This window comes from Streptomyces sp. NPDC028910 (assembly GCF_055564955.1).
Genome location: NZ_JBVHVF010000005.1, coordinates 92,075 through 111,361, shown reverse-complemented (window position 1 = coordinate 111,361; position 19,287 = coordinate 92,075). Strand labels below are relative to the sequence as shown.

The following is a 19,287-nucleotide window of genomic DNA, read 5'->3' as shown; positions in this document are numbered from 1 at the left end:
GACGGGACTGAAAAGGTACCGCAGCAGTGCCGGTGACGGGCCCCCTCAAACCCGTACGAACGCGGCGAGTTCGGGGTGCGCCTCGCACCACGCGCGGCGCGCCCGGTCGACGGCCCGGCGGGCCGCGGCGTGCTGGTCGCCGGGCGGCGGCAGTTCGTCCATGGCCCGCTCGGCGGCGCTCATCGCATCGATGAACACCCGCCCCACAGAGGTCAGTTGGTCGTGCGCGTGCAGGGCGGGCAGGACGGCGGCCACCTGGGCGCGGATCCGGGCGTGCTGGGCCCAGGCGCCGCGGGCCCCGTAGAGGGCGGCGCGCTGCCAGTACCCGGCCAGGGCCAGGTGGGCGTAGGCGCCGTGCAGGAGTCCTTCCAGCGGGCGCGGGTCGCTGCGCCAGGGGGCCCAGTGGCGGGGCGTGCGGTCGGCGGTGTGCAGGGTCAGGACGTCGGCGAGTGCGGCCAGTTTGCCGTGCTGGACCTCGTGGACGAGGGTGGCGGCCAGCGCGGGCGGGGCCTGCGCGCGGGCCAGTACGGAGCCTGCCGCCGCGGGCAGGGTGGCGCCGTTGGAGCGGGCGCCGCCAGCCAGCGGTACGACGGAGCGCAGCAGCTCGACGGTCTCCTCCGCGCGGCAGGTGTCGTACCGCTGGAGCAGGGTGAGCGCGCCGGACCACTGGGTGTCCCACCGCTTGTGGCCCTTGGGGGTGAGCCGGCGGGCGGGACGTACGGAGACCGGCTGCGCGGGACCGGGCGCCCGGTAGGGGTCGAGGTCGTCGAGGGCGGTCCGGCCCCCGGGCAGCGCGTGCAGGGGCAGCGTGGCCGGGTCGTCGGGGTCCCAGGAGCGTTCGGTGAGGGCGATCGGGCCGGGGCGGTCCGGACGCAGCAGTCCGAGGGTGGGCAGGACGAGCCGGCCGTGCAGCGGGCGCAGGGTGTGGGTGAAGGCGATCCGGGCGCGCAGGGCGGCGGCGACGGCGAGGGCCCCGAGGTGGCCGAGGTCGGGCGGGGGTCCGCACCGGGCGTGCAGCCGGCGCAGGGTCTCCTCGGCCCAGACCCCGGTGGCCGGGTAGTGCAGGACGTCGCGCACGGCGTCCGGGTCGTGCCGCTCGGCCTCTTCCAGCAGGGCCCAGTGGTCGGCGGCCTCCCCGGACCGGCCGCCGGGGGCGGCGTCGAGGACCGCGCGCAGCAGGACCAGGCGCTTGGAGCGGCGTACGTCGCGGACCAGGCGGGTTCCTTCCGGGGAGGGCTCGGTGGAGGCGAGGGCGCGCAGCGTGGGCGAGGAGACGGTGAAGGCGGCGAGGGCGGCGGTCATGAGGCGACCGCCGGGGGGTGGGCGACGGTGGCCCGTGCGGGGTGCTGGACGGTGGGCGGTGCGGTGGGCTGGACGGTCTGTTGGACGGTGGCGGCCTGTGCGGTTGGCTGGGCGGTGTGCTGGACGGTGGCGGCCTGTGCGGTGGGCTGGACGGTGGGCTGGACGGTGGCGGCCTGTGCGGTGGGCTGGACGGTGTGCTGGACGGTGGTGGCCCGCGCCGCCCGCTGGACGGCGGCGGCGACGTGCCGGATCAGGACCTGGAGGTCGGCGCAGTACACGGACGGCTGCCGGAAGCCCTCGCCGGCGCGGTAGCGGTGCGGGTAGTGCCCGCCGCCGCACACCTCGACCAGCTCGCAGGCGCGGCATCCGGCGGCGAGCGCGTCCCGCCCGAGCTGGCGGGCGGCGAGCCCGGGATGGTCGAGGAACTGGTCGAAGCTGTGGGTGTCGAGGCTCATGCCGGTGGCGGCGGCGCCCTCGTACGCGGATTTCAGTGAATCGGCCTGTTCGATGGAGCCGTCGGTCTCGATCACGGCGGTGGCGGCGGGCTGGAGCCCGAGGGTCTCGGTGGCGGCGGGCAGGCCGAGCAACAGGGCGATGATCTCCTCGAAGAGCCGGATCCGGGTGCGCCGTACGCCGTCGTGCCACCAGCGCTCGAAGACGGCGAGGAGCCAGTCGGCGTACGGGGTCCGGCCCGGGTGGTGGCCGGGGGGCGGGACGCTCCAGTTGGCGAGCGGCAGCAGCAGCCCGACGCTGGGCGGGGCGAAGGCGAGCAGGGACTCGTACGTCTCCACCGGGTCGTGGTCGAGGTCGACGACGCTGAGCACCCCGGCGTAGCTGTCGGGATGCCGCGCCAGGAGCCGTAAGCCGCGGGCGGCGGCGGCGAAGGCGGGCCGGCCGGCGTGGTCCACGCGCCGGGCGTTGTGCGCGGGCAGCCCCCCGTCGAGGCTGACGCCGACGCGTATCCCGGCGGCGGCCAGGGCGGCGAGGCGGGCGCGGGTGAGCAGGGTGCCGTTGGTCTGCACGGTGGCGGTGACCAGGGTGCGCGGGGCGGCCTGGGCGACGGCGGCCCGTACGGCCTCGACGGGCGCGGCCAGTGCGGCGGGGGCGGTGAGCAGCGGTTCGCCGCCGTGCAGGACCAGGTCGACCCGGGGCAGGTCGTGGGCGGCGGCGTGCTCGGCGATCCGCTCGGCGGCGCGGGCGGTGGTGGCGGGGGTCATGGCGGCGGGCTGGCCGCGCCAGCCCTGGTCGGCCATCTCGTAGACGTAGCAGTAGGTGCAGGCGAGGTTGCAGCGGCTGCGGGTCTTGAGCACGAACTGCCGTACGGGGTGGGGCCGGTGTCCGGCGGCCCGTACGGCGGCCACGTCGAGCCGGGTGTAGGGCCAGGGCGCGTGCCGGGCGTGGCGCAGCAGCTGCGCGGCGGGGTCGTCGTGGTGCGGGGCGGGGTCGGGGCCGGGGCTGCCGGGTGCGGGTGAGGGGGGCGGTTCGTTCGGTGCGGGCGGCGCGTTCAGCGCGGGCGGCGCGGGCGGCGCGTCCAGTGCGGAGTCGCTCGTGATGGATCGCCTCATCGCCGCCCCTTCCTCCCCCGGCTACCGCTGTCCCCCTGCGGACGGTCCATCCCTGCCCTTCGGACGGTCCCGGCTAACGGCGGAAAGTGGTCAACTCGCGTGGAGGTGGGGCGGATCAGGCGCGGCGCGGCGCCCGGTCAGGCCACGCTGGAGTCGAAGGCGTTGAGGATCTCGGCCGGGTGGGTCACCCGCTCGACCATGCCTTCGATCACCTGGGCCAGCACGGGATGGTCGATCCCGCGCAGCGCGGCGAGGTCCAGGCCGGAGAGGTCCGGCAACATCCGCCCCGGACATTCCGGTCCCGGAGTCGCCGCTGCCACTTCCTGACGCTTCATCACCATGTGCCGCTGCTCCCCCTGTCACGTCGCACACCGGATGGTCCACTGCCCTTTCCCCCCGCCCACCCCACGGAAACCGCCGCCTCCGCTTGCAGCGCGAGCGGGGCCCGGCGGGCGGCTTGGCTTACGCCTCGGCGGGCACCTCGGCCTGCGGCCCGGCTCGCGCCTCGGACTGAGGCGCGGCTCGCCGCCCGGCTCGCGGCTCGGACTGAGGTCCGGCCTGTAGCCCGGCTGGCGGCTCTGGCCGAGGCTCGGCCGCTGGCCCCGCCCGTGGCCCCGCCCGTGGCCACGCCCGTGGCGCGGCCAGGGGCTCGGCTCGCGGCTCGGCACGGCCGGTAGCCCGGCTTGCGGCTCGGCGGGCGACTCGGCTGCCAGCTGGCGGCGCGGCCGCCGGCCCGGCTGCGGCGCGAGCTGAGGCTGCCGGTCGCCCGGCTTGCGGCGCGGGCTGAGTCCGGCCTGTAGCCCGGCTGCCCGCTCTGGCTGAGGCTCTACGAGGCGGCCGTCGCTGCGACGGCCGCCTCGGGGCGGGCGGCTCGGGCGGAGGCGCAGTCGGTCGCCGGGCTGGCGACCCGGGCTGGAGTCCGACCTGTAGCCCCGCTGGCGGGTCGGGCTGCGGCTCGGCGGGAAGTGGTGGCATCAGAGGTCGGTCTCCAGGGTTCGTACGCGGGCGCGTAGCGCCTCGGGGCGGGGGTCGGTGCCCGCGCCGAGCCGGGTCCACAGGTCCAGCGCGGAGCGGTACGCGTCCAGGGCCGCCCGGGGGCGCGCGAGCCGTTCCAGCACCTCCCCGCGCAATTCCTGTACGTCGGCGGCCAGCCGGACGGCGGTGTCCTCGGGGTCCGCACTGCCCTCGTGGTCCTCGCGGTCCTCGCGGTCGGCCTCCAGGGCGGCCCGCCAGGCCCGCCGGTAGGAGTCCGCCGCACGGTCGAGGCGCTCCGCCGCCCGGGTGTGGCCGTGGATCTCCTGCTGGACGTCGCCGTGGTCCCGCCAGGCGCGGGCCTGCTCCAGCGGGCTGCGGCTCTGCCGGACGGCCAGTTCCAGCAGGTACTCCGCCTCGCGCAGGTCCACCAGGTCGCCCTCGTAGGCGTGCCGCAACCGGAGCCCGGCGGCCAGCCGCAGCAGCCTGTGCGCCGCCCCGGGATCGGACTGCGGGACCGCCGCCCGGCTCTCGCGCAGGACGCGTACGGCCGCCCCGGTGAAGCGCCGCCCGTCGGTGCCGCGCGCCCGTTCCAGGAGTACGTCGCCCCACTCGGGCAGCAGCTCCCCGAAGACCTCCCCGTCCCGGGAGATCAGCCGCCGGGCCCGGCCGTACGCCTCGGCCGCCTCCTCCAGCGCCACCGGATCGGCGTCCCGCGCGTACCGCTCCCGGTGCACGCGCGCCAGGCACACCAGGGCGGTCACCCGCAGCTCCGGGTCCCCGCCCGCCTCCGCCAGGGCCGCGACCAGCTGTCCGACCGCCTCCTCCAGCCGCCCGGGCAGGTACCGCAGCGCATCGGCGAGCTCCACCCGCACCCGCGCCCGCGCGGTCCCCCCACCGGTGCCGCCGGAGCCGGCCGGCCCGGTGGTCAGGACCCTCGACAGCCGGGCCGCGGCCTGTTCGGCCAGGGCCGTGCGCTCGGCCGGATCCGGGGTACGGGGCAACAGGGCCAGCAGGACGCGGCCGAGCGCCAGGTGCAGCTCGGGGTACGGCGCGGGAGACGGCTCCGAGTACCCCTCCGGGTACGGGCCGGTGTACCCGCCGGGCCCGGTGTCCCCGCCCAGGCCGGTGTCCCCGCCCAGGCCGGTGTCCCCGCCGGGTGCGGGGCCCGCCAGGGGTTCGAGGGCCGCGCGGGCCTCGCGGAGCGCGTCCGCGTCGTCGCGCAGCCCGCTCAGCCGGATCAGGGTCTTGGCCCGCCGCACCGCGCAGTCCCGCCGCAGCTCCGGATCCGCCGCCGCCCCCGCCGCGGCCCCCGCCGCCGCGAACTCCCGCTCCGCCGCGGCCAGCAGCTCCGCGTCCGGTCCCGCGACCAGCGCCCGCTCGTACAGCACCCGGCCGAGCACCGCCCCCGCCGCAGCCGTCCGCAGTCCCGTCACGGCCCGCTCCGCCTCGGCCAGGAGCTCCGGATCCCGCTGGGCCGACCACAGGCGCAGCAGCGCCCCCGCCAGCTCGGTCTCCGCCTCCTCGGGCGGGTCGCCGGGCCCCGCCGGGGCCGCCACCGCCCGCCGCAGCACCGCGACGGCCTCGTACAGCGCCCGCGGGCCGCCGTCCCCGTCCGCGTCCACGTCCGCGAGCCGGTCCCGCGCGGCGCGCACCGCCCCGGCCCTGCGGGGCGCCGGGCTCGGGGCGGGCTCCCGCACCGCGGGGCCCTCCTCCGGCATCCCGGGCAGGTAGCGCCGTACGACCTTGGCCGAAACCTGCGCGAAGGCCTGCGGGAGCCGCCCCGCCGACGTCCGCTCGGCGTCCTCGGACACGGGACCCACCGCCGGCGGCGCCCCAGTCAGCTGCGAGACCGCGAGCGCGGGGAAGTTCCGTACGCCCCGCCCGAAGTGCGCCAGTACGTACTCCGAGCAGTGCTTGAGCACCAGCGTGGCCTCGTCCCGCCCCAGCGGCCCCAGCAGCACGTCCTGGACCCCGGGGACGAACTCGTACCAGTGGCCCGGCCCCGTCGCGCTGCGCCGCAGCAGCCCGCTCAGCAGCACCTCCGCCAGGTCCGAGGGCTCCGAGTCCGGCAGCATCGTGCGCTGCACCAGCCGCATCACGGGCAGCGTCAGCGGCGCCGCCGACAGGTACACGGCCAGCTGTACGGCCCGGGGCGCGGCCGAGGACCGGAAGCGCGCGACCAGCTCGCGCGGCGGCCGTACGGCACGCGGCGGCGGCACGGGCGCGGCCGGGTGGTCCGCCAGGACCCGGCCCACCGCGGCCGGTACCGGCCCGGTGCCGAGCCCGGCCACGAGCCGGGCCCACGCCCCGAGGGCGGTCGCGCTCGGCGGCAGTACGGGCACGGTCAGCCCTCCCGTGGGCCGCCCGGGCCGCGCTGGCCGGTCTGACCGGAATCTCAGCTTCTGCCCGCCGCCCTCCAGCCGGGAGAGCGTCCCGCGCTCGGTCGGCAGCCAGCTGCGTCCCCACAGCCGCTGCGGCAGCGGCTGGACGACCATGCACGGCGTGCACTCGGCCCACCGGTGCAGCAGCCGCTGCGCCGCGCCCTCGCGCCACAGCGGCCCGGCGCAGTCCGAGACCACCATGGTCAAGGCCCGGCCGGTCGGGTCCCGCAGCTGATCCCCCGAGCGCACCCCGGAGCCGGGTACGGGGCTGCGCCCGAGCGCCGCCGTACCGTCCGCGAGCCGGTGCAGGTAGTGCACCTGGACGTCCCGGAAGGCCCCCAGGCGCTCGCACACGGAACGCAGTTCCTCGAACATGTCCTGCCAGACGGCCATCGAGGGGGACGCATCCATCACCAGCCGTACGGTCGCCTCGCGCCGGCTCTCCGGCCTGAGCACCGGGATGACGAGCCCGAGGGCCCGGGCGCTGGCCTCGGCGGTGGCCGGTTCGTCGATCACCAGCCGGGTGGGCGGGGTCGGCGGGCGGTGGCGCTGGAGGGCGCGCAGGGCCCGTTGGATGTCCAGGATGCGGGGCAGCGCGGCGGCTCCCGGCACGCGTACGGGCACTCCGTACTCCTCGGGCGACTCCCCCGGAGCCTCTCCCTCCACCCCGCCGGGGCGGTGCGCCCCGGGCGCGTAGAGCCTTACCGGATCCTCAGCCTCCGCCTCACCCCGTACGGACTCCACAGGCGCCTTGACCAGATCCTCAGCTTCCGCTTCCGGGTCCGCCCCCTCCTCGCCGGGGGCGGCCGGTCCCGGCCCGCGGATGTGGCCGGCCAGCCACAGCGCGTCGGCCAGTTCCTCGGCGGTCGGATCGAGCCCGGCGGCGCGCAGCAGCGCGACCAGTTCGCGGACACCGGGCGGTCCGGCGGGTGCCACGGCCCGTCACCTCGGACGGTCGAGGCGCTGGATGAGCAGGTCCGCGAGGTCCTCCCGGGTGGGCGGGGCGGCGTAGTGGGTCAGGTACACGGCGTTGAGCAGCTGGTCGGCGGCGACCAGCTCCGACTGGGAGCGGCTGAGGAACTCCCGGATCAGGTCCGCCCCCAGCCGGGCGGCCTCCTCGCCGAGGTGGGCGCGGACCATGGTGGCGAGCCGTTTCTCGCCGGGCTGCCCGAGCTTGAGCTGGATGCAGCGCCGCAGCAGGGCGGCGGGAAAGTCCCGCTCACCGTTGCTGGTCAGGATGATGAAGGGGAACGCCCGGCAGCGGACCCGGCCGCCCCGGACGGTCACCTTGGTCCCGTCGTCGGTGAGCACGCGCACCTCGGGCTCGGTGTCGGCGACCCGCTCCAGCTCGGGGAGTGCGAACTCCCCCTCCTCCAGCACGTTCAGCAGGTCGTTGGGTAGGTCGATGTCGCTCTTGTCGAGCTCGTCGATGAGGAGCACGCGGGGCCGCCCGGTGGGCAGCAGGGCGGTGCCCAGCGGCCCGAGCCGGATGTACTTCCCGATGCCGGGCGGCTGCCCGGCATCGGCAACGGCCCCCGCCCCCGCGCCGGGAGCCCCGCCCGGGCCGCCGGGAGCCCCGCCGGTGGCACCGCCACTCGCGGCGATCTGCACGTCCTGGAGCCGGGCGAGGGCGTCGTACCGGTACAGCCCGTCCTGGAGCACGGTCCGCGACACCACCGGCCAGCGCAGCACCCGCCCCAGCTTCAACTCGTGGGCGACGGCGTGCGCGAGGGTGGACTTCCCGGTTCCGGGGAAGCCGGTCACGAGCAGCGGGCGCCGCAGGTACAGCGCCGCGTTGATGGCCTCCAGCTCCTCGGGCTCCGGCCGGTGCAGCTCGGCGGCCTGCCGGTGCGCCCCGAGCCGCCGGGCCACGTTGCCGTCGGCGATCCCGGCCGCGCCGTCCGCCTCCGCCACGGGCTCGCCGTCGAAGTCCCGCCAGGGCGGCGGGTCGGGCAGGGCGTCGATCCCGTCATGGGGCTCACCGACCCCGCGGTATATGAGCCACTCGTCGTTCATGGAGCTCCCTCCTTCGAATCCGCCGGGCGCGGCGCCGTCACGGGTCGCCTCACGGGTCGCCTCACAGGTCGCCTCAGAGATCGCGGCACAGGTCGCGACACAAGTCGCGTCGGAGACCGCGTCATAGATCGCCCTGCAGTGGCTCGTCGTCCGGCAGCGGCCGTGCCGGGTCCTCCCACACCAGCCCCGTCCCGGCCGCCCAGTACGCGTCCGGGTCCGCCCCGTACGCCCGCCCCCGCAGCGTCTGCAACCGCAGCGGCAGCACCTCCGCCCGCCCGGCCTCGGCCAGTTCCTCCCGCACCCCGCGGTGGAACGGCGCGCACGACACCCCCGGGCCCGGCGGGGGCCGCCGGGTCACGACCACCCCGTACCCGGCGTCCCGTACCGCGTGCAGCGATCCCAGCGTGGGCTCCTGCTCCGCCGCCCGGCAGTGCACCGGCACGGTGTTGTCCGGCAGGCCCGACAGCCACTCGGCGGCGGGGGCGCGCGGGCGTCCCCGTACGCAGTCGGCCCGTTCGTCCAGCAGCGGTCCCGCCTGCACCCGCGCCCACCGGGCGGTCGCTTCGGTGCCTTCGCGGTCCGCGGGGTGCTCCCTCGCCCCGCCGGCGGGTTCCCGCGTCCCGCCGGGGTGTTCCCTCGCCCCGCCGGAGTGCTCCCGCGCGCCGCCGGGGTGACGCAGGGTCACGGGCCGCTGCACCCCCAGGGGTACTCCGCCCACCACCGCCCATTCGTCCACGGCCAGCCCGAACAGCTCGGGGGCCACCGCCACTTCGAGCAGGGCCGCCGCCTCGTGGGTGTCGCACCGCCGGAAGGCCTCGGCGAGCGGCACCCGCAACGCCTCCGGCAGAGCCGCCAGGGTGGCCCGTACGCCCGAGTCCACCGGTGTCACCCGCCCGGGATGCGCCGGGCCCGCCAGCACGGAGACCCGCCAGTCGTAGACGTCCTCCCAGCCGTGCGCCCACACCTCCAGCAGCACCGAGGCCCCGGGCGGCAGCCCGGCGGCCCGCCGGGACGGGCCGTTCACCGCCCGCACGGCCGAGGCCCGGCGGCGCCGCTCCCGCTCTGCGAGGCCGCGCTCGTGGCGCTCGCCGAGCTCCCGGCGCAGCGGCCGCCACAGCCGCTCGGCCGTGGCCCGGACCCAGTCCCACAGCTCCTCGTCCGCGCCCGGGGTCGGCGGCTCCCGGTAGTCGGCCACGCTCACGTCCGTCGCGTACCGCAGCATCGCCGCGGCCTCCCCCGCCCCGCCCGGCGGATCGTGCAGCAGCCCCAGTCCGTCGCGCCAGCTCAGCGGGGCCGGCGGCTGCGGATCCGGCTCCTCCCCGCGCACCGCCTCGACCAGGGCCCGTACGACCTCGGAGGAGCCCGGCGGAGGCAGTTCGGCCAGCAGGCCGCACAGGGTGGTGCGCTCGCCGGGGGTCAGCCGGCCGCGGCCGGCGTACGGATCGCCTTCCTCCGCCGGGAGCTCGCCGTGCACGTCGGTCCAGGTCCGGCGGTTGTCGAGATCGCTGAGGTGCTGGTCGTAGTGGTACAGGTCGTGGGCCTGCATGACGCGGCGGTAGAGCCCGACCTGGCCCCGCGCGGCCATCGGAAGGGTGCGCAGCTGCACGACGGAGACGGCCAGCCCGCCGCCTCCCGTGTGCCGCCGGGCCTTGACCACGCCGACGACCTCCCCGCGGGCCAGGTCCACCACGGGCCCGCCGGACATCCCGGGGTCGATCTCGTCGTCGTCGCCGAGCCGGATGGCCGCGCCGTTCCCGGCGGTGCCGCGCAGCCGGGCGGTACGGCCGGTGATCTCGGGGATGCCGAGGTCCTCGGTGCAGCCGAAGTAGGCGACCTCGTCGAAGCGGGGCCTGGAGCGGTCGGTCAGCCAGACACAGGCGTGCGAGACGGGAGCCAGGACCCTGATCAGCGCCAGGTCGGGCAGGTCCCACAGGGCGTGCCGGCCGGGCCGCCGCTCCTCCAGGCGCTCGGGCAGTACGCACTCCACGCGCCCGGTGACCGTCCCGGTGACCGCTCCGCGCACGCCGCGGCGCCCGGAGGAGAAGGTGATGCCGACCTCGCGCCCTGTCAGACGCACCGCAGCACCCCCTTCGCCGACCACGTGCGCGCACGTCAGGACCCAGCCGGGGGCGATGAAGAAGCCGCTCCCCCAGGTGGGACCGGTCCGATGGCTGCCGGGGTTCTCATACCCGCCCGGCGGGGCGTGAACGCGTACCGTCGCGGCTTGGACGAGGGGCTCGAGGAGCTCGAAGGCGCGCGCGGAGCCCGTCGTGCGCCCGTCCGTCATCCGCGCCCCCCGCTCGTGAGGCATCCAGGCTAGCGCCGGAGCCGCCGGGGGCGGGAGGCCTCCGGGGCCGGGCGGATTATCCTGGCGGAAAACACCCCATGACCACCCCATCACGGCACGGAGCCCGACTTGTACTTCACCGATCGCGGCATCGAGGAGCTGGAGAAGCGGCGCGGCGAGGAGGAGGTCACCTTCGAGTGGCTCGCCGAGCAGCTGCGCACCTTCGTCGACCTGAACCCGGACTTCGAGGTACCGGTCGAACGCCTGGCCACCTGGCTGGCCCGCCTGGACGACGAGGACGAGGACGCCGACGAGTAGACCGGGCGGCCCGGAAGCCGAGAACGGCCCGACTGCGAGGAGCAGTCGGGCCGTTGTCGTCAGGGTGCCCGAGCGGGGCACAAGGCGCCGGATCAGGCGGCCTTGGTCTCCCAGAAGATGCGGTCGATCTCGGCGATGAGCTCGAGAGCCTTCGCGCCGGTCGCCGGGTCGTTGGACGCCTTGGCGGCCGAGAGGGCCTTCAGGGTGTCGTTGACCAGGGTGTGCAGCTGCGGGTACTTCTCAAAGTGCGGCGGCTTGAAGTAGTCGCTCCACAGCACCGAGACGTGGTGCTTGGCGAGCTCGGCGCGCTGCTCCTTGATGGTGATGGCGCGCGCGCGGAAGTCGGCGTCGTCGTTGGCCTGGTACTTCTCCTGCACGGCCTTGACGGACTCGGCCTCGATGCGGGCCTGGGCAGGGTCGTACACGCCGCACGGAAGATCGCAGTGGGCGGAGACCTTCGCCTTGGGGGCGAAGAGGCGGGAAAGCATGGAGTTTGTCCTCCTCGTGATCGTCTTCTCAAGGGGGAGATTACTCGCTGAGGAACCGGATTTCGCGGGCGCCCCCATGGGCTTAGGACAAAAGTCCAGGGTCACGGCCGGACCGGTGAGCGAATGTACGGGGCCGTACGGCAGCATGCGAAGGTGACGAGGAGGACGCGCATGGCGGAGAACGGGCGCCCGCGAAAGCGGTTCGAGGTGGTGGAGGTGACGGGGGCGTCGATGGTGCCCACGTTGCTGAACGGGGACCGGCTGGTGGTCCGGTACGGGGCGGTCGTCCGTCCGGGTGACGTGGTGGTGCTGCGCCACCCCTTCCAGCAGGACCTGCTGGTGGTCAAGCGGGCGGTGGAGCGGCGGCCGGGCGGCTGCTGGTGGGTGCTGGGCGACAACCCGTACAACGAGACCGGCGACAGCACCGTCTACGGGCCGGTGCCCGGCGAGCTGGTGCTGGCGACGGCGGTCCTGCGCTTTCGGCCGCGCGAGCCGGATCAGCGCTCGCTGAAGGCCCGGCTGTCCTGGGCCGCGTCGGCATTGCGCCCGCTGCGGGCGGACGCCTCGGCCTCCAGCCGCTTGCGCGCGCGGTAGGCGGCGACGTTGGCCCGGGTGGCGCAGCGGTCGGAGCAGTAGCGCCGGGAGCGGTTGGTGGAGGTGTCGAGGTAGGCGTTGCGGCAGGGCGCGGCCTGGCACAGGCCCAGGCGGTCGGGGCCGTGTTCGGTGAGGTGGAAGGCCAGGCCCATGGAGGCGATGGCGGCGTAGCCGGCGGAGGCGTTGGAGGGGTGGTCGGCGAGATGGATGTGCCAGTGGGGGCCACCGTCCTCGCCGAGGGTCTCGTGGCCGGAGACCTGGGGGCTGACGGGGAACTCCATGAGCAGCGAGTTCAGCAGGTCGACCGCGAGGACGTGGTCGCCGCCGTCGGCGGCCTCGAAGACGGCGCGCAGCCGGCCCCGGACGTTGCGGAAGCGGGTGACGTCGGTGTCGGTGACGCGGCGGGCCATCTGCACGCTTTCGCCGAACAGGGCGCGGACGGCGTCCACCGAGGTGAGCACGTCCTTGTTGCGGGCCGGCTCCTCGGTGTTGACCAGGCGCACGGCGTAGTCCGAGTAATGGGCCAGTTCCACTTGTAGTCCTTACGGCTGCGATTGATGTCCCCAGTAACGACTGAGACGTATTCGAGGGTATTACGTACAGAGGGGTTCGGGAGGGCGAATACGGCGGAAACGGGTTCGGGGACGGACGGACGGACGCGGGGCCGGGTGGACATGGAACAGCAGGCAGCAGGCAGCAGGCAGCAGGCAGCAGGAAACGGTGAGGGGCGGTACGGGAATCCGTACCGCCCCTCACCCGTGCTGCGCCTGCCGCGCCTGTGCCGCTAGAGCACCTTGGACAGGAACGCCTTCGTCCGCTCGTGCTGCGGGTTGCCCAGCACGTCGCGCGGGTTGCCCGACTCGACGACCACGCCGCCGTCCATGAAGACGAGGTTGTCGCCGACCTCGCGGGCGAAGCCCATCTCGTGCGTGACCACGATCATGGTCATGCCCGATTCGGCCAGGTCCCGCATGACGTCCAGGACGTCGCCCACCAGCTCCGGGTCGAGCGCCGAGGTGGGCTCGTCGAAGAGCATCAGCTTCGGCTCCATGGCGAGCGCGCGGGCGATCGCCACGCGCTGCTGCTGGCCGCCGGAGAGCTGGGTGGGGTAGTTCCCGCCCTTGTCACCGAGGCCCACGCGGTCCAGGAGGCGTACGGCGCGCTCGCGCGCCACCGCCTTGGACTCGCCCTTGACCATGACCGGGGCTTCCATGACGTTCTCGATGGCCGTCATGTGCGGGAAGAGGTTGAAGCGCTGGAAGACCATGCCGATGTCCCGGCGCTGGGCCGCGACCTCGCTGTCCTTCAGCTCGTAGAGCTTGTCGCCCTTCTGGCGGTAGCCGACGAGGTGCCCGTCGACGTACAGCCGTCCGGCGTTGACCTGCTCCAGGTGGTTGATGCACCGCAGGAAGGTCGACTTGCCGGAGCCGGACGGGCCGACCAGGCAGAAGACCTCACGCGGGGCGACCTCCAGGTCGATGCCCTTGAGGATGTGCGCCGCACCGTAGGACTTGTGGACGCCCTCGGCCTTCACCATGGGAGTCGTCATCAGGCCACCGCCTTGCGGTCAGAGAGGCTGGACAGTTTCGCCTTGATCTTCTGCAACGGTGTGGGCGGCAGGGAGCGGAGCGAACCGCGGGCGTAGCGGCGCTCCAGGTAGTACTGGCCGACGCTGAACACGCTGGTCAGGGCGAGGTACCAGATCGACGCGACGAAGAACATCTCCATCACCGCGAACGAGGTGGACGCGATGTCCTGGGCCGCGCGCAGCAGGTCGAAGTACTGCACGGCGACGACGAGCGACGAGGTCTTGAGCATGTTGATGAACTCGTTGCCCGACGGCGGCACGATCACCCGCATGGCCTGCGGCAGCACGACCCGGCGCATGGTCTGCATGCGGGTCATGCCCAGCGCGTGCGAGGCCTCCGTCTGGCCCTCGTCGACCGACTGGATGCCGGCCCGGACGATCTCCGCCATGTACGCGCCCTCGTTGAGGCCGAGACCCAGCAGGGCGGCCAGGAACGGCGTCATGACCTGGGTCATCTCGTCCTTGTAGAACCCGAGGTTCAGGATCGGGAAGATCAGGGCGAGGTTGAACCAGATGAGGAGCTGCACGTACACCGGGGTGCCGCGGAACAGCCAGATGTAGAACCAGGCGATCGTGCTGGTCACCGGGTTCTTCGAGAGCCGCATCACGGCGAAGAGGACACCGAGCACCAGGCCCAGGGCCATCGAGGCGACGCTGATCCAGATCGTGTTGCCGACACCACGGACGATGGTGGGGTCGAACAGCTTCTCCGGGACGGTCGCCCAGCGGACGTTGCCCTGCGAGAAGGCGATCGCGAGCGTCACGACCAGGCCGATGACGACCACGGCGCTGATCCAGCGACCGTAGTGGCGGACCGGGATGGCGCGGATCGCCTCGGGGGGGAGGGGCCCGGCCGGCGGGGTGTCCGCCGGGTCCGGGACCTTGTCGAGCTTGTCAGTCACAGTGACTGCCCTTCAGTGTGCTGCGGTGGCGCGGGGAGTCACTTGCCTGCGTTGATCTTGGCCTCGGTCACGGCGCCGGAGCCCGCGCCCCACTTGTCCAGAGCGGCCTTGTACGTGCCGTCCTTGATGATCGCGTCGAGGGCTTCCTTGAGCGCGTCACGCAGCTCGGTGTTCTTCTTGTCCACCGCGATGCCGAAGAAGCCGGCGTCGCTCTCGGTGATGACGGCCTCGAAGTCGTTGCCGCCGCCCGCCTCCTTCGCGATGTGCGAGGCGACCGGGGCGTCGTTCAGGTCGGCGACCGCGCCGCCGGCCTTCACGCGGGTCTGGGCCTCGGCGTCGGTCGGGAAGGACTCGATCGCGAGCTCGCCCTTGCCGTCCGTCTTGCACTTCTCGGCCAGGCCCTTGGCGACCGTCTCGTAGGTGGTGCCGCGCTGGACGGCGACCGTCTTGCCGCACAGGTCGTCGAGGGTCTTGATGCCCTCCGGGTTGCCCTTCTTGACCAGGATGGCGGTGGAGGAGGAGAAGTAGTCGACGAAGTCGACGCCGGCACCGGTCTTCTCACCCTTGTCGTCCAGGCCCTCCTGACGGGCCGGGGTGTCGCTGAGCGAGGACATGACCACGTCGCTGCGGCCGGTCTGCATGCTGCTGATCAGCGTGTCGAAGGTGCCCGACTCGAACTTGAACGTGACGCCGAGCTGCTTCGCCATGGCCGCCGCGATGTCGGGGTCCACGCCGACGATCTTGCCGCCCTCGGTGAACTCCATCGGCTTGTACGTCGCGTCCGTGCCGACCTTGATCACACCGGCGTCCTGGATCTTCTTCGGAAGCTTCGAGAAGAGCGGCGCGCTGCTGTTCGCCTGGCCCGACGGAGCCGTGGAGGACTTGTCGGTCTGGTCACCACAGCCGGTGAGGATCAGGGCGCCGGCGACCGCGATCGCGCCGACCGCGGCGATCCGGGACCGGGCGGCGGTCGTACGACGGGTGGTGCTTGCGGTCATGGCTTCGTTCCTCCGGCTGGTGGAAAAGCATCGAAAACGGTCGGACACGCACCATCGGGTGTCACGACCTCGTGTGATTACGGCATCTTGCCATTCGGACTGAGACATTCAGGGTGCCCGTCAGGTCAAAATCGGATAACGGGCGACCCGCGCCACCCAACAGGCCTGCGGGAATTGGGGATCAAGACCGCAGATACTGCCGTGACCAGGCAGTTTGGCCGCAGTTTCTACGGAGCGTCTCGCCTACCGGACACTGAGGTTTGGACTTTTCGCCAAAAGCGGGACAACGGACCTACAGTTGAGCGGGAATCGACTCGTCTGGGCGAGCGTTCTTCGGGTAGAACAGATCCTTACACCCCTCATCCGGGGCTCAGGGCGCGCGTGCGGCGCGCCCGCGCGTACGAACCTCCCCTTCGCGGAGACGGGCCAACCGTCGATGCGGAGTACGGACGCGGTGCCCGCCCACCCCTTAACCAGGAGTGGCCACCCTCAACGATTCAAAGGACTTAAGGGGTCACACACAGTGGCAGCGGAGATCATCAACCCTCACAGCGACAGCGTCACGGAGAACAACCCGGACGCTGTGTTTGCGTTGCACCGGGGCGGCAAGATGGCCATCCAGGCCACGGTACCGGTCACCGACAAAGACGACCTGTCGCTCGCGTACACGCCCGGCGTGGCGAAGGTGTGCAGCGCCATCGCCGAGCAGCCGGAGCTGGTGAACGAGTACACCTGGAAGTCCAACGTGGTCGCCGTCGTCACCGACGGCACGGCCGTGCTCGGACTCGGTGACATCGGTCCCGAAGCCTCGCTCCCCGTGATGGAGGGCAAGGCCATTCTGTTCAAGCAGTTCGGTGGTGTGGACGCGGTTCCGATCGCGCTCGCCACCAAGGACACGGAGGAGATCATCGAGACGGTCATCCGTCTCGCTCCCTCCTTCGGCGGGGTGAACCTCGAGGACATCTCGGCCCCCCGCTGCTTCGAGATCGAGCGCCGCCTCCAGGAGGCGCTGGACATCCCGATCTTCCACGACGACCAGCACGGCACCGCCATCGTGACGCTGGCCGCCCTGCGCAACGCCGCCAAGCTGACCGGTCGCACCCTCGGCGACCTGCGCGCCGTGATCTCGGGCGCGGGCGCGGCGGGCATCGCCATCGCCAAGATCCTGGTGGACGCGGGCATCGGCGACGTCTGCGTCACCGACCGCAAGGGCGTCGTGTCCGCGGACCGCTCCGACCTGACGGACGTCAAGGCGGAGATCGCGGGCCTGACCAACAAGACGGGCCAGACCGGCTCCCTGGAGACGGCGCTCGTGGGCGCGGACGTCTTCATCGGCGTCTCCGGCGGTACGGTCCCGGAGGCGGCGGTGGCCTCGATGGCGAAGGACGCCTTCGTCTTCGCCATGGCCAACCCGAACCCGGAGGTCCACCCGGACGTCGCGCACAAGTACGCGGCGGTCGTGGCCACGGGCCGCTCGGACTTCCCGAACCAGATCAACAACGTGCTGGCGTTCCCGGGCATCTTCGCGGGCGCCCTCAAGGTGCGCGCCACCCGGATCACGGAGGGCATGAAGATCGCCGCCGCCGACGCCATCGCCGGTGTCGTGGGTGACGAGCTCGCCGCCGACTACGTGATCCCGTCGCCGTTCGACGAGCGCGTGGCCGAGGCGGTCGCCGCGGCCGTCGCCGCGGCGGCGAAGGCCGACGGCGTGGCCCGCCTGGCCTGAACGGCGCGCTGAGCCGTAACGCTGCGCCGAGCTGTACGGAGAGAGGCCCGGCGGGATCGATCCAGGATCGATCCCGCCGGGCCTCTTCGCGTACGCGGTCTGATGTCAGCCCCGCAAATACAGCCTCGCCGGCGTTTGAGGCGCGGGGTCCGGGGCGGAGCCCCAGGGCCCAGCGAGGGCCGCACCGCGTACGTGGCTCCGGCGGCGGCGACCGGGCGTGCCCTGCCGGGCCGGTCGAGCCCGGTCAGGGCTGGAAACCATGCCTACCGAGCGGTAGCGTCGCGGCATGTTCGCTGCCTACGCCGCCCGAATCGACCGTGACCAGCCGCTGAACGGCCTTGAGCTGGGCGACCGCCCGGCCCCCGAGGCCCGGCCCGGCTGGGTGACCGTGAACGTCAAGGCCGCCTCCCTCAACCACCACGACCTGTGGTCGCTGCGCGGGGTCGGCCTCGGCCAGGAGAAACTCCCGATGATCCTCGGCTGCGACGCCGCCGGGATCGACCAGGACGGCAACGAGGTCGTCCTGCACTCCGTCATCGGCCAGAGCGGCCACGGGGTCGGCCCGGACGAGCCCCGCTCGATCCTGACCGAGCGCTACCAGGGCACCTTCGCCGAGCAGGTGACCGTCCCCGCCTGGAACGTCCTACGCAAGCCCGCCGAGCTGTCGTTCGAGGAGGCCGCCTGCCTGCCGACGGCCTGGCTGACGGCCTATCGGATGCTGTTCACCAATGCCGGGGTACGCCCCGGGGACTCCGTCCTCGTGCAGGGCGCCGGCGGCGGGGTCGCGACCGCCGCCATCGCCCTCGGCAAGGCGGCCGGCCTGCGGGTCTACGCCACCAGCCGGGACGAGGCCAAGCGCAAGCGCGCCGTGGAGCTGGGCGCGGTGGAGGCGTACGAGCCGGGCGCGCGGCTGCCGCAGCGGGTGGACGCGGTGATCGAGACGGTGGGCGCGGCCACCTGGTCCCATTCGGTGAAGTCCCTGCGCCCGGGCGGCACCCTGGTGATCTCCGGCGCCACGAGCGGCGACCGCCCGGCGCACGCCGAGCTGACCCGGATCTTCTTCCTGGAGCTGAAGGTGGTCGGCTCGACGATGGGCTCGAAGGACGAGCTGGAGGACCTGCTGGCGTTCTGCGCCACGACCGGGCTGCGGCCGGTGATCGACGAGGTCCTGCCGCTGGACCGGGCGCGCGAGGGGTTCGAGAAGCTCGCGTCGGGCGACCTCTTCGGAAAGATCGTCCTCAGGCCGTAACGGAAGACGTCAACAAAGGTTGACAGCTCCTCCTCCGTCAACCTACATTGACACTCATGACGGAAGCCACCGATCTCGCCGAGCGGGCCGGTGACCGTGACCCGCGCGTGGGCCTGCGTGCCGTGGCCGCCCTCCGGAGGCTGCTGGAGCAGCTGGAGGCCGTACAGGTACGCAGCGCCCGCGCGCAGGGATGGTCCTGGCAGGAGATCGCGGCCGAGCTGGGCGTCAGCCGGCAGGCCGTGCACAAGAAGTACGGGAGGCTCTGATGTTCGAACGTTTCACCCACGACGCCCGGTCCACCGTGACGGGGGCGGTCACCGAGGCCCGGCAGCACGGGGACGCCACGGTCACCGAGGAGCACCTGCTGCTCTCCCTGCTGACCCTGGGGGCACTGGACCCCCTGGGCGTGGACCGCGCCGCCGTGGCCGCCGACCTCACGGCGGCCCGCCGCCGGGGCGGCATGTCCCGGGCGGACGAGGAGGCACTGGCCGGACTCGGCATCGACCTCACGCAGATCGTCTCCCGCATCGAGGAGACCCACGGCGAAGGCGCCCTCTGCGCACCGGCGCCGCGCAGGCGGACGCTGGGCGCCTCGCTCCGCTCGGTCCTGGGCCGCGCCGAGCCGGACGACCGGGCCGGCAGCTACCACGTCCCCTTCACCGAGGGCTCGAAGAAGGTCCTGGAGCAGTCCCTCCGCATCGCCCTCGACCGCAAGGACCCCCACATCGGCACCCTGCACCTGCTGTTGGCCCTGCTCTCCCGCCCCGGCACGGTCGCCGAGGTCCTGACGGACCACGGCATCACCTACACCACGGCCGAGGCAACCCTGGCGGCCTGACCCAAAAAGCCTCGCCGGCGTTTGAGGCGCGGGGTCCGGGGCGGAGCCCCGGCCTTTCAG

General features: G+C 73.6%; 17 protein-coding genes. 6 read left to right on the top strand and 11 right to left on the bottom strand.

All coding sequences use genetic code 11. From position 1 onward, the window contains the following. Positions 1-45: 45 nt before the first annotated feature. The 6 genes from ACZ4TV_RS09460 to ACZ4TV_RS09435 form a co-directional block, all read right to left on the bottom strand. A complete protein-coding gene (locus tag ACZ4TV_RS09460) occupies positions 46-1,302 on the bottom strand; it encodes an HEXXH motif domain-containing protein (protein WP_468132458.1) in 1,257 nt (418 codons plus the stop codon). Continuing rightward, positions 1,299-2,867 (bottom strand): FxsB family cyclophane-forming radical SAM/SPASM peptide maturase, encoded by a 1,569-nt coding sequence (locus tag ACZ4TV_RS09455; protein WP_468132456.1) that lies wholly within the window; start codon positions 2,865-2,867, stop codon positions 1,299-1,301. Before ACZ4TV_RS09455 ends, ACZ4TV_RS09460 begins: the two co-directional genes overlap by 4 nt. A gap of 137 nt (positions 2,868-3,004) precedes the next feature. Further along, positions 3,005-3,148, bottom strand: a complete 144-nt coding sequence (gene fxsA / locus ACZ4TV_RS09450) for an FxSxx-COOH cyclophane-containing RiPP peptide (protein ID WP_468132454.1) — start codon at positions 3,146-3,148, stop codon at positions 3,005-3,007. Between the two features lie 693 nt (positions 3,149-3,841). Next, positions 3,842-7,159: an SAV_2336 N-terminal domain-related protein gene (locus tag ACZ4TV_RS09445; RefSeq protein WP_468132452.1), complete on the bottom strand. Its 3,318-nt coding sequence runs from the start codon at positions 7,157-7,159 to the stop codon at positions 3,842-3,844. Between the two features lie 6 nt (positions 7,160-7,165). Then, positions 7,166-8,239, bottom strand: coding sequence for an AAA family ATPase (locus ACZ4TV_RS09440; protein WP_468132450.1), 1,074 nt, complete (start codon positions 8,237-8,239; stop codon positions 7,166-7,168). A 121-nt stretch (positions 8,240-8,360) separates the two neighbouring features. Continuing rightward, positions 8,361-10,526, bottom strand: coding sequence for a VMAP-C domain-containing protein (locus tag ACZ4TV_RS09435; protein ID WP_468132448.1), 2,166 nt, complete (start codon positions 10,524-10,526; stop codon positions 8,361-8,363). A gap of 129 nt (positions 10,527-10,655) precedes the next feature. On the opposite strand from ACZ4TV_RS09435, the gene ACZ4TV_RS09430 reads away from it, so the two are divergent. Further along, positions 10,656-10,844, top strand: a complete 189-nt coding sequence (locus tag ACZ4TV_RS09430) for a DUF6104 family protein (protein ID WP_468132446.1) — start codon at positions 10,656-10,658, stop codon at positions 10,842-10,844. A 92-nt stretch (positions 10,845-10,936) separates the two neighbouring features. Here the strand turns inward: ACZ4TV_RS09430 and sodN are convergent, their stop codons facing one another. Then, positions 10,937-11,332 carry a superoxide dismutase, Ni gene (sodN, locus tag ACZ4TV_RS09425; RefSeq protein ID WP_030709803.1) on the bottom strand — a complete coding sequence of 132 codons (396 nt, stop codon included), beginning with the start codon at positions 11,330-11,332 and terminating at the stop codon, positions 10,937-10,939. 171 nt (positions 11,333-11,503) lie between these two features. Between sodN and sodX the strand changes: the two genes are divergently transcribed. Next, positions 11,504-11,926 (top strand): nickel-type superoxide dismutase maturation protease, encoded by a 423-nt coding sequence (sodX, locus tag ACZ4TV_RS09420; protein WP_468132444.1) that lies wholly within the window; start codon positions 11,504-11,506, stop codon positions 11,924-11,926. On the opposite strand, the gene ACZ4TV_RS09415 is transcribed toward sodX, so the two are convergent. The 4 genes from ACZ4TV_RS09415 to ACZ4TV_RS09400 all read right to left on the bottom strand — a co-directional run bounded on the left by ACZ4TV_RS09415 (position 11,830) and on the right by ACZ4TV_RS09400 (position 15,414). Continuing rightward, positions 11,830-12,459, bottom strand: a complete 630-nt coding sequence (locus ACZ4TV_RS09415) for a CGNR zinc finger domain-containing protein (RefSeq protein ID WP_468132442.1) — start codon at positions 12,457-12,459, stop codon at positions 11,830-11,832. The genes sodX and ACZ4TV_RS09415 overlap by 97 nt on opposite strands. Before the next feature lie 251 nt (positions 12,460-12,710). After that, on the bottom strand, positions 12,711-13,475 hold the full coding sequence (locus tag ACZ4TV_RS09410; protein ID WP_468132440.1) for an amino acid ABC transporter ATP-binding protein: 765 nt from the start codon (positions 13,473-13,475) through the stop codon (positions 12,711-12,713). Continuing rightward, positions 13,475-14,416, bottom strand: a complete 942-nt coding sequence (locus ACZ4TV_RS09405; protein ID WP_468132438.1) for an amino acid ABC transporter permease — start codon at positions 14,414-14,416, stop codon at positions 13,475-13,477. The genes ACZ4TV_RS09410 and ACZ4TV_RS09405 overlap by 1 nt, the downstream gene beginning before the upstream one ends. Before the next feature lie 38 nt (positions 14,417-14,454). Next, positions 14,455-15,414 carry an ABC transporter substrate-binding protein gene (locus tag ACZ4TV_RS09400; protein WP_468132436.1) on the bottom strand — a complete coding sequence of 320 codons (960 nt, stop codon included), beginning with the start codon at positions 15,412-15,414 and terminating at the stop codon, positions 14,455-14,457. A gap of 523 nt (positions 15,415-15,937) precedes the next feature. Between ACZ4TV_RS09400 and ACZ4TV_RS09395 the strand changes: the two genes are divergently transcribed. From ACZ4TV_RS09395 to ACZ4TV_RS09380, 4 genes are all read left to right on the top strand, one after another. Continuing rightward, a complete protein-coding gene (locus ACZ4TV_RS09395; protein WP_468132434.1) occupies positions 15,938-17,140 on the top strand; it encodes an NAD(P)-dependent malic enzyme in 1,203 nt (400 codons plus the stop codon). Between the two features lie 286 nt (positions 17,141-17,426). After that, positions 17,427-18,389: a zinc-binding dehydrogenase gene (locus tag ACZ4TV_RS09390; protein WP_468132432.1), complete on the top strand. Its 963-nt coding sequence runs from the start codon at positions 17,427-17,429 to the stop codon at positions 18,387-18,389. 56 nt (positions 18,390-18,445) lie between these two features. After that, positions 18,446-18,655, top strand: a complete 210-nt coding sequence (locus ACZ4TV_RS09385) for a helix-turn-helix domain-containing protein (RefSeq protein ID WP_030013034.1) — start codon at positions 18,446-18,448, stop codon at positions 18,653-18,655. Beyond that, the gene (locus ACZ4TV_RS09380; protein ID WP_468132430.1) at positions 18,655-19,227 is read left to right on the top strand and encodes a Clp protease N-terminal domain-containing protein; all 573 of its coding nucleotides are present in this window, start codon (positions 18,655-18,657) and stop codon (positions 19,225-19,227) included. The genes ACZ4TV_RS09385 and ACZ4TV_RS09380 overlap by 1 nt, the downstream gene beginning before the upstream one ends. Positions 19,228-19,287: the final 60 nt, after the last annotated feature.